This is a genomic window from Bradyrhizobium sp. LA2.1, from assembly GCF_040547725.1.
In the GTDB taxonomy this organism is placed as follows: domain Bacteria; phylum Pseudomonadota; class Alphaproteobacteria; order Rhizobiales; family Xanthobacteraceae; genus Bradyrhizobium; species Bradyrhizobium barranii.
The window spans coordinates 1-12,591 of the sequence record NZ_JBEPQI010000020.1 but is presented as its reverse complement, the minus strand read 5'-3'; the positions used below and the strand labels follow the sequence as shown (position 1 = coordinate 12,591).

General features: G+C 58.4%; 11 protein-coding genes and 1 pseudogene. 9 read left to right on the top strand and 3 right to left on the bottom strand.

The window, feature by feature from the left end; genetic code table 11:
- The first annotated feature begins 2,444 nt into the window (after window positions 1-2,444).
- The 4 genes from ABIB95_RS31700 to ABIB95_RS31685 all read left to right on the top strand — a co-directional run bounded on the left by ABIB95_RS31700 (window position 2,445) and on the right by ABIB95_RS31685 (window position 5,420).
- Entirely contained in the window at window positions 2,445-2,588 is a 144-nt protein-coding gene (locus tag ABIB95_RS31700; protein WP_354116188.1) for a hypothetical protein, read from the top strand.
- A complete protein-coding gene (locus ABIB95_RS31695) occupies window positions 2,585-2,905 on the top strand; it encodes a hypothetical protein (RefSeq protein WP_354116187.1) in 321 nt (106 codons plus the stop codon). Before ABIB95_RS31700 ends, ABIB95_RS31695 begins: the two co-directional genes overlap by 4 nt.
- Before the next feature lie 1,449 nt (window positions 2,906-4,354).
- Complete coding sequence (locus ABIB95_RS31690) at window positions 4,355-5,089, top strand: hypothetical protein (protein WP_354116186.1); 735 nt, start codon at window positions 4,355-4,357, stop codon at window positions 5,087-5,089.
- A 52-nt stretch (window positions 5,090-5,141) separates the two neighbouring features.
- Window positions 5,142-5,420 (top strand): hypothetical protein, encoded by a 279-nt coding sequence (locus ABIB95_RS31685; protein WP_354245280.1) that lies wholly within the window; start codon window positions 5,142-5,144, stop codon window positions 5,418-5,420.
- A 30-nt stretch (window positions 5,421-5,450) separates the two neighbouring features.
- Here ABIB95_RS31685 and ABIB95_RS47430 read toward each other — a convergent pair whose 3' ends face one another.
- Complete coding sequence (locus ABIB95_RS47430) at window positions 5,451-5,684, bottom strand: DUF6894 family protein (protein WP_502917890.1); 234 nt, start codon at window positions 5,682-5,684, stop codon at window positions 5,451-5,453.
- 466 nt (window positions 5,685-6,150) lie between these two features.
- On the opposite strand from ABIB95_RS47430, the gene ABIB95_RS31680 reads away from it, so the two are divergent.
- The 3 genes from ABIB95_RS31680 to ABIB95_RS31670 all read left to right on the top strand — a co-directional run bounded on the left by ABIB95_RS31680 (window position 6,151) and on the right by ABIB95_RS31670 (window position 7,722).
- Window positions 6,151-6,396, top strand: a complete 246-nt coding sequence (locus ABIB95_RS31680; protein WP_135217284.1) for a hypothetical protein — start codon at window positions 6,151-6,153, stop codon at window positions 6,394-6,396.
- 219 nt (window positions 6,397-6,615) lie between these two features.
- Window positions 6,616-6,834, top strand: a complete 219-nt coding sequence (locus ABIB95_RS31675; RefSeq protein ID WP_502917889.1) for a hypothetical protein — start codon at window positions 6,616-6,618, stop codon at window positions 6,832-6,834.
- 462 nt (window positions 6,835-7,296) lie between these two features.
- Window positions 7,297-7,722 (top strand): hypothetical protein, encoded by a 426-nt coding sequence (locus ABIB95_RS31670; RefSeq protein ID WP_063982908.1) that lies wholly within the window; start codon window positions 7,297-7,299, stop codon window positions 7,720-7,722.
- Between the two features lie 611 nt (window positions 7,723-8,333).
- On the opposite strand, the pseudogene ABIB95_RS31665 reads toward ABIB95_RS31670, so the two are convergent.
- Window positions 8,334-9,443 (bottom strand): annotated as a pseudogene (locus ABIB95_RS31665) (TAXI family TRAP transporter solute-binding subunit); the annotation flags it as partial.
- 494 nt (window positions 9,444-9,937) lie between these two features.
- On the opposite strand from ABIB95_RS31665, the gene ABIB95_RS31660 reads away from it, so the two are divergent.
- Entirely contained in the window at window positions 9,938-11,872 is a 1,935-nt protein-coding gene (locus ABIB95_RS31660; protein ID WP_231142103.1) for an AI-2E family transporter, read from the top strand.
- 117 nt (window positions 11,873-11,989) lie between these two features.
- Entirely contained in the window at window positions 11,990-12,271 is a 282-nt protein-coding gene (locus tag ABIB95_RS31655; protein WP_354116201.1) for a c-type cytochrome, read from the top strand.
- Here the strand turns inward: ABIB95_RS31655 and ABIB95_RS31650 are convergent.
- The coding region (locus ABIB95_RS31650; RefSeq protein ID WP_354245275.1) for a hypothetical protein at window positions 12,250-12,591 on the bottom strand (342 nt) is incomplete at its 5' end. The genes ABIB95_RS31655 and ABIB95_RS31650 overlap by 22 nt on opposite strands.

Below are 12,591 nucleotides of genomic sequence, written 5' to 3'. Positions count from 1 at the left end.
AGGCCCGCCGCAGGCGAAAGTCGTAGGAACGAGCCATCATCGCATTGCATTTCTTTGTCGGCCTACTCGAACATGGAGGTATGAATGCGAAAAATTGCACTTGCAGCCTTGGCTGCCGGCGCGATCTCCCTCACCGCTGTCGCTCCGGCCGAAGCCCGGTGGCATGGCGGATGGCATGGCGGCTGGGGTCCAGGAATTGGCTTTGGCCTTGCCGCTGGAGCACTGGCCTTTGGCGCCGCCGCTGCGGCATCTCCCTACTACTATGGGCCAGGCTATTATCCAGGCTACTACGGCCCGCCGTATGGCTATTATGGCCCCCGCTATTACCGCCCCCGCATTTTTTACCGGCCTTACGCATGGGGCGGGTACTACGGTCCTCGGTACTATGGCGGATGGGGACGTCCAATTTACGCTGGCTGGTAACTCAAAAAAAGAGCATGCGCCCCACCCTCGTGGGTGAGGCGCTACGGCGGCATGCCTCCGCTCATCGGCGGTGGAGTGAAGAAGATATCTCCGAGTTCAAGAGCCTGGCGGGGAAGATGCCAGTTGGCCAGATTGCCGCTAAACTGGGCCGGAGCGAAGGTGCTGTCATGGTGGAAGCTTCGAAGTTGAAGCTCTCGCTTCGCGTTCATCGAACGCAACACCCGCAAACCGCCTCGGCTTAGCTTTTCAGCTCAGCCGCCGGTTAATGCGCGTTGCAGCGGGAACGCCCCACCCTCGCGGGTGAGGCGCTACGGCGGCGCGGTCAACGGCCCTACTGCCGCGCGCCAAGCAGAATCACCTCATCATCCGAAGTTCGCTTCGCCCACGCAGCGCGTGCGTGTTCTAGCCGGAGCAAACCGTCCCGATCGTGGCTCGCGGCCCACGTGTTTAGGCTGTCTGTGGATGCCCCTTGGGAAGGACGTGAAGACCGCCCTTGTGAACAACGGAGTCGCAGCCACTTAGCTCTTAGCCCGGAATAAAGGTCTTCGCAAAGAAAGGTCTGGATGGGTCGATTTTGATGGTGGCGCCGCCGCTAAGATTAGTCATTGGTATTATTTCCCTACCCCCGTCCCGCGAGCGTTCAGAGGACATGATTTCGTGGCATCATGATTCCATGAAGAAACAACGAATGATCGCACGCTTCCACAGAAGCGGCCTGCTGTGACCGGGGCCCCGGTTATGGTCCGTATCCAGCCCGACATGGCCAAGGAATTAGTCGACTGGCGCCGTAGCCAAGGGTATCCGCCGGCTAGTTGAGATCGGACTGAAGGCCAAGAAATAGATGCCAGCCCGCGCCAGCCATCTGCCGACCAGCTCAGAGCGAGATGCATTGCAGAAACTGCGGGCAGGTCGCGAGCTGACACTGAGAGCTCTTGAGCCCACCGGCCAGCGCACCATCGTAAACATGCTGCCAAAGGGCTGGATCGAACGTGGGAGCACGGCAGGGACGTACCGGATCACGCCGGCGGGCCTCGCTGCCTTGCGCGTCAAGATACCCTAACGCCGAAGGCTGGCTCGCATTTCGCCGTCAAAGGCACAGGAACCATCCTGCGGGCGAGAGATTTCTCTCTTGCTTCAGGTTTCCCCGGCCTGAGGCGCCTCAACAGCGGCCTCCGCGTTGCCCCCGCGGGGGCCGTTCTGCATGCGAGGTACCATGGACGAGAGCTTGAGAGTGATGCTTGCGATCGGCGCGACAGTGACCGTCGCCGCTGGGGCGTTCTTTGCCATACGTTTTATCGTGGGTTTTTACGGCTAGACGTTGCACGTTAGGGCGTTACCCGTATTTTTCCCAAGGTTGATCTCGCAACCTGCCTTTCGCATCCCACCCGGCTCCTATAGCTTGGTATCAGCGGCGGCCGAATCCGGACCGGACACTTCTCAAGTCCGCGACCCGGAGGCGATAACTGTCGCCCCACGCTGGGGCGTCGATGTGGGGTGATCCCGTGTCGACCACCCGCCTGGACGCGATGTCTAGGCACCCAGAAGAGACGTGGGACTGCTAGAAGCGGTACGTAACGCGGACGGCAGGCCGATGCGAGCACATGAACGGCGGTTTTTTTCCGTTCCGATGGCGGCCAACTCCTCAACCTTCAAGGGTCGAGGCGCGCCCGACCCGGAGGGCTGGCTGTGAAAAAGCCAACACACCGAGTCGACGTTCGCGTGAACGTGAATGTTGCTGGTTGCCTTTGGGCAATCGCCGCAATCATTCATTGCTTCATCTGAGCAGGCGGGAGGCTTCGGCCTCCCGTTTCTTTTGTGCGGCAAACGCGGGTGGGTCGTCGTGAGATTGGCCCAGCGTTGACGCCCCCACTCCCTGCGCTCCACGATAAGCGCGGGAGGCACATCACAATGGCCAAACGATCCGCGAAGAGCAGCCCGCCATGGAAAGACGGTGACCCAATCACCGTCGCCACGCTGGAATGGTGCCTCGACCGGTTGCCTTTGAGATGGCGCGAGCGCCAATGGGTGGCGAGGTTTATCTTCCGATCTACGAACGGCTTGAATCGGAGCTTGCCGCGGCCAAAGCGAAGGAAGACATGATGCAGCGAATGCGCGTGCGAGCCGCGCGCGTTATGCAAGAGCACCGGATCAAGAAGTATAAATGACGACTGCTGAGCACGAAAATAAGACCCGAAGATCGCGCGAGCCGACCCACGACATGCCCCTCTACCCCACTGAGGCTCAGATCTCGCGCGCGGTGCTGGGTGACCGGGCCAAAGATTGGAAGCGCATCGCCAAGCTCCTGGAGGACAAAGAGGGGTTGCCGAAGATCAAGGAGTTGATGGGCGGTCGCTTTTGGCCTGCGGTGGTCGCGTTCTTTTATGGATGGCAGTGCGTTCCAATGAGCGGCAGCATTCCTGAATACGCCCCACCGTCCCGGATTCAAATTGTCCCGCCACCGAGAGGGCAGAAGCCTGTCTGAGGCATATTTCGCGCCCCCAACGCCAAACCAAAGACTAGTTGCCCCCTCAGCTTTGCTCGCCCTATGGTGGCGGCGGGGTTGTGAGGAGATTTTTCATTATGCGTCTTTTGATAATTGCCGCGGTGGTGGCAATGTGGGGGCTGCCGGCTCGCGCCGACATTTCAGAAGATCTAAAATTCTGTGCAAGTCTAACGTCGGGCAAGGACCGACTTGCGTGTTATGACGCGGCCGCGCGTATCGAGCGGATTAAGCCGATTGCCAGCCTCGGTCCGCCATCCGCGGTGATAAAGCCCACTCCGCCTCTAACGCCTTCCCGACCCTCCCCGTTCGCGGGGAGTTACGTTGGTCTTTCGGGCGGGTATGACATCCCAGCCATGGGGACCGGCCGCCAAAGCGTTGTCGGCGCGACGCCATACGCACCCGGCGGAGTTGTACAAGGGGCGTCGGTTGGTGGTTTCGCAGGCTACAATGTCGTCGAAGGCCATCTGTTGATTGGGGCCGAGTTGCGAGGCCGCTATAGTTTCGCGAAGGTGGAGGATTCGGTGGAATCATCTCCAATTTCAACGCCGTTGCCCGTCTTAATCGGCTCGTGCTGGGGGTGCGGGCCTGGTGGTGGCATTTCCACCGACGCGGTAACTTTGTTCTCTGCTCATCGATATAGCGCAAGTTACCGAAGGCCCTACGCCATCGATGCTTCGTTTAGGGTTGGTTTCACAGCCAGTGACTGGTTGTTTTACGGACGGGCCGGTGCTGGTATCGAGAAATCAGAATCGATCTCTACCGCCGACGATTCCAGGTCGGTCTACTGCTACAGGCCGACTATTGTTCAGAGGCCGAACTCAACGGGTGGCATCGACTACTTGGCCAACTCGTGTGCGTCACAAGGCAATGGACCGACTACGACAGTGACTCTTATCAACGGCTACGCGCCCTTAGTCTCTATAGGTGCCGGCATTGAGCGCAACTTCCATAACCTTTTCCTAAGAGCAGAGGCCGAACTTACAGGACACTCGATTCCCAACAGCGGCTTCACTTTCTACTACACGCCATCCGTGAACATGGCGCTGGGATATAGATTCTAATCTCGTGGCGGAATGCGTGGCTCACTGGACTGGAAGCGAATCGCTAAAGTCCTGGTAGACAAGCAGGGCTTGCCGAAGATCAGCGAATTGATGGGCGCCCGGTTTTGGCCTGTGGTGGTCGCGTTCTCTTATGGTTGGCAGCACATCTCGCTGGACAATACGCGGGTTGAGCCAACCAATCGGCCAAGCTCCAGATTTGAGTTCGTGCCGCCCCCAAGGAGCAAGTGGGAGGACTAAAGCGGACTCCTCGCTACTTGTCTGCGCACCCGTATTTTTCCCTTCGTCCAAAGTCTCGCAGATGCGCTGCACTCCTGCTTGCGTTCACGCCTCGGTTGCGGTTGGATGCGGCCTCAATTCGGACATTCAGATGCCTACGTTGTCAGCCCAGCAGTTCCAAATAACTGACGACATCGCTCCGCACGACGCCGAGGCGCTGACCTCTATCAATGATGAAATTGTAAGGCTTGCGAAACGACGCCGATCAACGATTTCCGTGGCCGGTCACCTGGCCCGATCAAAAATCGCATGGAAAATTGAGACCTTCGCCGAGGCTGTGCTCTATAGGATCGTAGCACTTGCCGAAGGGACGGCACTCTCCTGGAACGAGGCGATGCCGCTACCGGCCTTTCTCTGCACACGAGCGCTCGTTGAAACCGTTGCCCTACTTGTCGATTTCGAAGGGCGTGTGTCCAAGCTACTCAACGCCGAGGATCTGAAGGGGCTTGATGAACTCACGATGAACAGGATCTTCTCCAGCCGCGACGAAGAATGGTTGAAGCAGTCTCCTGAGTTCAAAACGGTGAATGTGCTCACACACATCGAAAAGCTGGACAAGCTTTTGCCGGGCGCTTTGGACCACTACAACCGGTTGTCGGAGCGATGCCATCCAAACTCCCTCGGTCATCATCAGATGTTTACGACGACCGACTACAGCAACGGCACGGTGACATATGACGCCCGGAAGGCAATGCGCGACGTTCCGGCAATCATCGCGGGATTGACGCTTTTGGCGGTCGCTGAACATTCGCTTAAAGAACTGAGCGCTCTCTTCGAGCGAGTGTCAGAGCTTCATCACCGGACGAGCCCTTCACCACGAGCTTGACCAAGCCTTGGGGTTCGATCGACCTACTCCGCTGAACATCTAAGGAGCCAGAATGCCCGACGTCGATTGGGAAGTAGTTCGTAAACATCGTCTGTCGAACGAGCGGCCCCCCGAATGGCCGAAAGATGTATATGCGATCTCTGTAAAGGGTTCAGCATTGCTCGGAATACACGAGATATCCGGCAAACTTTATTGGGACGGAAAGGAGATAGTTACGCGCAACGCCATCCGCTTGGGCACACTTGAAAGATGGATCGCAATCTTTGCTGCGGTCGGCACTTTTGGAACGTTCGTTGTCAACGCGGGACGCGCTATGGGCAAGTGGTCATAGACCCCCGATGTAAGGCCTCCACCAAGCTCCTCACCTCCACCGCTTCCGCCCGCCCCTCAGCTTCCGCCGCCCGACCTCTGCACCGGAGTCGTCGAGCACGATCACAACCGTGCCCGCACTAGGGTCATATTCGGGATCGCTGGCGATATCCCGAGCGACACGGGCGCCGTGTTGGACCGCTAGCTCAGCAGCGCCAAATAGCTCGCCAACCTGGTCCGTCTGCGCCTCGCCATTGTGGAAGATCGGGAAGTAGTAACGTCGCATAACCGCGGCCCTCGTCCTTTAGCCGCGATCATGCGCTCACCCCGGGAGGTCCGCACCTGTTCAAAACGACAGGGTCCGTGCGACAGCGGCGCTAGCAAACGGGCTCGCGTCATCCACCTCACGCCGCCCTCCTCCGCGCCTCTCCTTGCGGCCTCACCGGCTTCCCCGCCCGATCCTCCCGCCAACGATGCACCGCGCGCTGCGTCACGCCATCCGCGGTCACCGTCGTCAGCACCGATGGCCGCCTATGTAATGCCGGCCATCGCTGGCTGGGCGTCGCCGCTGGACTTTCCATCATGTGCAGTAGATCCACCTCCGCGTTGCGCGCATCGCGATCCGCGCCAATTTGCCATCCCGCGGCCAGTAGATCTTCAACCGGCGGCGTCGGCATAGCCGCGATTGCTAGCGGACTCTGCTGGCTGGAACCTGCAGCGAGCGAAAAAATTGACTCGTCAGGGAGGTTCCGATGACACAGAAAAATCGGACGCCACGTGGGTCGAGCACAATGGATCCCGTTACTGGTTCCGGCGCCAGCCAAGTTCCGACGAAACCGCACGACTCCGGCAGTCAGGCGAATGAAACTGTCGATGGCCTGGACGCTCAAACCGAAGCGTTGCGGCACGCGGCAGAAGATACGCCATCTGCTGCAGCACCTGACGACGAAGAAAAAGTGCCGGTCTTTGACCGGGCTGGTGCTGCGCCGAAAATCTGAGCGAGAAGACTGCCATGCACTGGCGCAAAGTGCCGAGCAGAACGAGCGGCAAGGTCTTCGATGTCGTGGTCTTGGCGTCTACCGCCTCAGTCGCCGTTTCGATTGTCTTGCTGGTTCTGCATTTTCCCGCGTGTCAGCCGAAATAGATAGAACTAGCTGTTCGTTGTCGGCCATTAAATCTCCGTAAGTGCGCAGAGCGTTTGTTGCGTATATTGCGCCATGTTGTTAGACCGCGCCTTCAACATGGAAGGAGCGCCGTTTTGGAAGAAGAAAAAGCTGGTTCGCCGCGAGTGGACGAAGGAAAATATCAAAGAATTGAAGGCGCACTCCAAGGCTCGCACGCCGGTCGTCAAAATCGCCAAGATGACCAAGCGAACCGAGGGCGCGCTACGTCAGAAGGCGATCGTGTTGGGTATCGGCCTGGGGCATCAGCGGTAAATTGACGCTGGCTTCGTTGAGGGAGCCGCCAAATTTCGATATTGTTTTAACGCTCGCATCTGCGCCGATCAGGTGCAGACTACTGCGTCCGTCAAGGCAGCCGGAGCTTTTAGCTTTCGCGGCCTTGGGGTTGAGGGCTCGCCTTCGCCAGCCCCGGCGAGTCCCACCTCAGTCAGCGAAGCTGACGCATTTAATTGTCCCACAGTGTAACACCGACGACATTGCGCCCCGCCCCGCGCTGTAGGCTTCATCTCGCCGGGGCTGGACCCATATTTCACTTATAAATTTTAACCCGGCAGCAGGCCGCAGTGGTTCGCCGCTGCGGCCTTTCTGTTGAACAACACAATGGGCGCGTCACCCGATGTCGTTTTGCGTCGTGTTAACCTCTTCACATGGGTATGACATCAGGACGGTTAATCTCCAGTCGCTGGCGAGAGGTTTCAGTTACAGCGGGAGGCGGCCGTGGCAGCAGACACAAAGGCGGACGACTGGTTTATTGCTGCGCACGTGCTGAGGGTACGCACGTCGTCGGGCACCGCATCGATATCGTTTAAGATTGGCAGCAGGGTAGCTAACATCGCAGCACTGTTGGGTTGCTCCGGACCAATCTCGGGAAGTGGTGTTGCGGACACGGACTTCCAATTAGACACGCAACTTATGCGCACCTTCAGCGGCCCATTTTCGTTGAAGGACATTAAGGGGCATCGCGGTGACGTCACGCAAAACGTGTCCTTTTCACCAGATGACTTGTCCGGCGTGGCATTCAATAAGAGTGGAAGCGTCTTTTTTAATTTCGATTTACCCAACACGAACCCGATGACCTTTACGATCAGGGGCCAGTGGATGGTAAAGATGGTCCTTAATCTTGGTACGACGTTCGCAATCTAGTCCGTGTACTCACATGTGATGCCGGGTTAGGCCCCGAAATCGGACACCAGGCGCGGACAAAGGCATGTCCACTTAGGGCTAGCAGCGGACCTCCGGCAACGTCACGACGCTCCTGGGTTTGACGCGGGTTTCTTGTCGACCACGTGGCAAGCCTGTAATCAAGAGTTACCGACAGTTCGATCAAGCTCAGTTGGGCGGCCTCGCTCGCGGTGCGGCATGTCTTGAAGGAGGCGCGCAATACGGCGCCCGCTGACGAACATCAGCGCGTGGTCGAAGGGCTTCCGTTATCTGAGAACAGGCTGTGTCGGAGCGAAGCCCCGAAACGGATCATCGGAAGTTGAGAGTCCTTGTTTGGCGCCGTCGGGCGGAGTGGCGCCGAGGAATGGGTTCCGCCAGGCTTCCTCGCTCGTGCGATTGCAGAAATCCGGATAGCTGCATTCGCTCACCGAGCCTTGCCCCGTCAAGCTACCGAGTGCTCGTCTTGGGTGCGATCGGCGGGGCGGGTGGCGTGGAGGTGCAGCTTGCAGTGCCGAGTGGAAGGTGTGGTCCCGCTCTCGAACCTTCTTGGAGTCCACTTGGGAGTCCATCCGTGCCTGCGCATTTCTCCCCTGTTCCCAGGTCTTAAATTGCCGGAATAGTGCTTCCTTATCGGCCTCCGACTGAATATTGGCGACGGCCGGGTTCTCTTGCAGGAATGCCTCAAAGTGTTGTCGCTTTACCGGTTCGACGCCGTGTTGGTCGAGCCATTGCTGCGCGAGCGGCAGGCGATTCCAGCCCGCGAGTGGTGCCGTCAGGGAGACCTCCTTCCACTTGGGATGAAAGGGCGGGTTCTGCAAATCGGCGAATTTCGAGAAGAAGGCGTCAACGAACAAGGCGAGCTTGCGACGGCGTTCAGTGTTGGGGGCCCAATTGTATGCTGCGAGCACCGCCGGCACCGCGATCGTTTCCACCGTTTCTCCCTCGGGAATCAGGTTCGGATAGTCTTTCGAGGTCAACGTCGCCGGCAGATAATCGCTCTGCAGGGGTTTCGAATAGTCGACCGCAGCAAGATGAAAGGAGCCGTCATTCTTGAAGGCAGTGACAGACACGTATGGCTTGCCGCCCACCACGATGACGGCGTCGAGCTCGCCCTTCTTCAACTTTTCCATTGCGATCCGCTGCTCGATATAGACGAAGTTCGCTTTGATCCCGAGCCGCTCGAAAATTGTCAGTGCAGTCACAAACGTGCCGCCATTGGGCAGGTCGACGCTCACCGTCTTACCTTCGAGATCGCTTAGAGTCTTGACTGCCTTCGGTGCGATGACCTGCATCTCCTCATTGTAGAGCTTGGTCACATAGGTGAACTGCTTCTTGATGTTGTTGGCGAAGCCCTTCTTCTCGAGATAGTCGAGCGTGTCGGCGCGCACGATGCCGAGATCGACGCCTTTAAGAAAGAGGATGTCGGCGATGCTCTGCACCGAGCCTCGACCGGTGATCGGCAGGACGCGCAGCTTACCGTCGTCGTCGAGCACGGAAGCGAGGTCTGCACCGAACTGCACATAGGTGCCGCCGATCGTACCAGTAAGCAGCGTGACCGTGTTGGCGTTCATTGCCTTCTTGGTCGAGACCGAGCCGAATTGGAAGACTGCCTTCAGGCTGTCACTAACCTTGGCCGGGTCATACTCGGTCTGTCCGGCATGGGCCGCAAATCCAGAAGCCATCAAGATCATCGCGGCAATCATTCCAAGGAGTTGACGCACAACATCCTCCTGGCATGTGGAACCTGCCACACGGACACAACCTCTCGAATCGTTGATCGTTCCCATGTCACTGTCGAACACTTCTGCTCCGGGTCAAAAGGCGAAGAACTCAGCGTGAGCCAATCTCGTCCGCTACGCCCCACTAAGCTGACCTCAGTGAGGCGTGTCGCCACTTCGCTGATGGGCCAATAGGAGACATTTGCTCACCAGCAAAAGTCTTCCCGAGACCGGCCAGTGCCGAGCGCGGCTTTATCTTTCTCGCAGCACGAAACCATTACGCTGCTCATCTATTGGTATGTGTAGCGGCGGAACCGGAAAACGGCAGCCGTCTGAGAAAGCCGCGCGGAGCAATGCCCGAGCGGCTTTTTTATGCGCCGTGTCCTTATCAGCGCATCAGCAGGCTCCGAGGTTTGGGACGAAAGCAGATGAGGCCTTTAGCGAGACAGCCATTTAGGGCACGTACCACCGAAGAACTTATGGCGCTGCTCAGCGCAGTAGCTACTGCAATTCTTGCGGTCATCATTATCTCGATGCTCTATTTTGGCCGGGATATCTTCGTGCCCGTTGCTTTGGCTATTCTACTCAGCTTCGTGCTGGCGCCGCTGGTCGGAATACTGCAGCGTATCCATGTCCCCCGCGGATTAGCCGTCGTGAGCGTGGTTATACTTGCCTTCACGCTGATTTTCGCGATGGGGAGTCTCCTCGCCACGCAACTGACGCAACTCGCGGGAGACCTCCCGCGTTACCAATCGACGATAAGCGAAAAAATTCAGTCCTTCCGGGACACAAAAGCCGGCAGGGGCACGCTGGAACGCGCCTCCGACATGCTGAAGGATCTCAGCAAAGAACTTGATAAGCCAAAGGATGCACCGTCCGCACGTGGCTCAGGCTCTGTCGCTGGTTTCAACACGCCCGCGCCGCTGACGCCGGTTCCGGTAGAAGTACGCCAGCCCGATCCTGGCGCGCTGGAAAGCTTGCGGACTTTGATCTCGCCGCTGGTTCATCCTCTCGCGACAACCGGCATCATCATTATTTTCGTCATCTTCATTCTGCTTCAACGCGAAGATCTTCGTAATCGTCTCATTCGATTGGCGGGGTCATCCGATCTCCAACGTACGACGGCGGCGCTCGACGACGCGGCGAGCCGCCTTAGCCGGCTGTTCCTGACTCAGCTCATCTTGAACGGCGCATTTGGCGTGGTGATCGGGATAGGTCTGTGGCTCATCGGGATTCCAAGCGCGATCCTTTGGGGCATCCTGGCGGCAGCTCTCCGCTTCGTTCCCTACATCGGCGCCGTCATCGCGGGCGCGTTCCCGCTTGCGTTGGCAGTAGCCATCGATCCCGGCTGGTCGATGCTGCTATGGACGCTCGCGCTTTTCCTAGTTGTGGAGCCGGTCGTGGGCCATGTCATCGAGCCGATGGTTTACGGCCACAGCACAGGGCTTTCTCCAGTTGCCGTGGTCGTGTCGGCAACGTTCTGGACTGCACTATGGGGTCCAATCGGGCTCGTCCTCGCGACGCCGCTGACGGTGTGCCTTGTCGTGCTAGGGCGTCATGTGGAACGTCTGGAATTTCTTGATGTCATGTTCGGGGACCGGCCGGCCCTTTCTCCCCCCGAAATATTTTACCAGCGGATGCTGGCTGGTGATCCGACGGAAGCCGCCGAAAAGGCCGAAGAATTTCTGAAAGAACGGTCGCTGGCCTCGTACTATGATGAAGTCGCCTTGAAGGGTTTGCAGCTAGCGCAAGCCGATGCCGAGCGCGGCGCGCTTGACCAGGAACGTCTAACGAAGATTCGAGACGCGGTGAACGAATTTGCCAGCGACCTTTCGGATCAGGAGGACCGGCCGCCGGCGAAAAGCAATTCAACCACCGACGCGGAAGCATCGTCCGCGGTGGAAAGCGTTGCAGAAAATGCGACAAATGAAACGTTGCCCATTCTCAGCAAGGAATCCCTCCCGCCGGGATGGCAGGGTGAACATCCCGTCCTCTGCGTGGCGGGGCGCAGTCGCATCGATGAGGCGGCCGCGATCATGCTGGCTCAGCTCTCGACGACGCACGGCCTGGCGGCGCGAGTGGAAGGGGCGGAAGCGCTCTCCACGACGAATGTCTTCCGCCTTGATACCACCGGCGTTGCGATCGTATGCCTGGTCTATCTCGATGCCAATGGACCAGCGCACATGCGTTACTCCGTTCGACGCCTAAGGCGAAAGTTACCGAAGGCAACCATTATCCTGGGCTGTTGGGTCAAGGAAATCGACCCGGCTGCGCTAGAATTGTTGCGGGAAGGCGCGAAAGCCGACCTCGTTGCCGCGAGCCTCGGTGAGGCGGTCAAGCTGTGCATCGAGGCGACGGGAGTGAAGGACCAGGAAGCCTCCAAGCAGGAAATGTCCGCAACAGTAGCTGCGTGAAGTTTCCATCATGGCCAGATTTCCCGTCGTGAAATCAGGCAGACGTTGTCGGCATATGCCCAATGCTGGAAAGGTTATTTGAGTGTGGAACAATCTAATCGAATTCGCTGCGTCTTGATGGTGTGCGCGACAATCACCACGACTTCGACCTTCGCGGCTAACCCTGATCAAGGCGAAAATCTCGTCAAACGATGGTGCACAGGCTGCCATCTTGTCGCAGCCGATCAGAAGGGCGCGAGAGCCGACGCTCCAACGTTCGCGTCCATCGCAGCGAGGCCGGATTTCGACCCCGCCAAGCTAGCGTTCTTCTTGCTCGATCCACACCCGAAGATGCCTAATATGCAGCTCAGCAGGGATGAAGCGTCAGATATCGCCGCCTATATCGGGACACTCAAGTAGCAGCAGAAAACACGCCGCCGACGCGGAGCACGCGCGATCCCGAACGTTCCGCGCTTGATGACCGACAAAGTGTGGTCGAGTTCAAGAAGTCCGCAGCGCGCCCATCTGCTGCCGAAGATTGGTCTACTGTACACCCACCATGTGCGGTCAGCGACGCAATTTGATGCCTTGAAAGAGCCAAACGGTCCCTTTGCCTGAACAATCGACGTCTGTTCTGGGTCAATCGTAAGCGCGATTTTCTCCGCACGGTGACGCCCGCGCTTTTGACGGATGGCCTTCGTATCGAGGGCGGCATCTGACCCGTTCAGGCAGCGGCGGTT

What these genes read in the sequence shown, in the direction of transcription:
- ABIB95_RS31700 (WP_354116188.1), top strand. Translation starts at nt 2,445, where the DNA reads ATGGGTGGCGAGGTTTATCTTCCGATCTACGAACGGCTTGAATCGGAG.
- ABIB95_RS31695 (WP_354116187.1), top strand. Translation starts at nt 2,585, where the DNA reads ATGACGACTGCTGAGCACGAAAATAAGACCCGAAGATCGCGCGAGCCG.
- ABIB95_RS31690 (WP_354116186.1), top strand. Translation starts at nt 4,355, where the DNA reads ATGCCTACGTTGTCAGCCCAGCAGTTCCAAATAACTGACGACATCGCT.
- ABIB95_RS31685 (WP_354245280.1), top strand. Translation starts at nt 5,142, where the DNA reads ATGCCCGACGTCGATTGGGAAGTAGTTCGTAAACATCGTCTGTCGAAC.
- ABIB95_RS47430 (WP_502917890.1), bottom strand. Translation starts at nt 5,684, where the DNA reads ATGCGACGTTACTACTTCCCGATCTTCCACAATGGCGAGGCGCAGACG.
- ABIB95_RS31680 (WP_135217284.1), top strand. Translation starts at nt 6,151, where the DNA reads ATGACACAGAAAAATCGGACGCCACGTGGGTCGAGCACAATGGATCCC.
- ABIB95_RS31675 (WP_502917889.1), top strand. Translation starts at nt 6,616, where the DNA reads ATGTTGTTAGACCGCGCCTTCAACATGGAAGGAGCGCCGTTTTGGAAG.
- ABIB95_RS31660 (WP_231142103.1), top strand. Translation starts at nt 9,938, where the DNA reads ATGGCGCTGCTCAGCGCAGTAGCTACTGCAATTCTTGCGGTCATCATT.
- ABIB95_RS31655 (WP_354116201.1), top strand. Translation starts at nt 11,990, where the DNA reads ATGGTGTGCGCGACAATCACCACGACTTCGACCTTCGCGGCTAACCCT.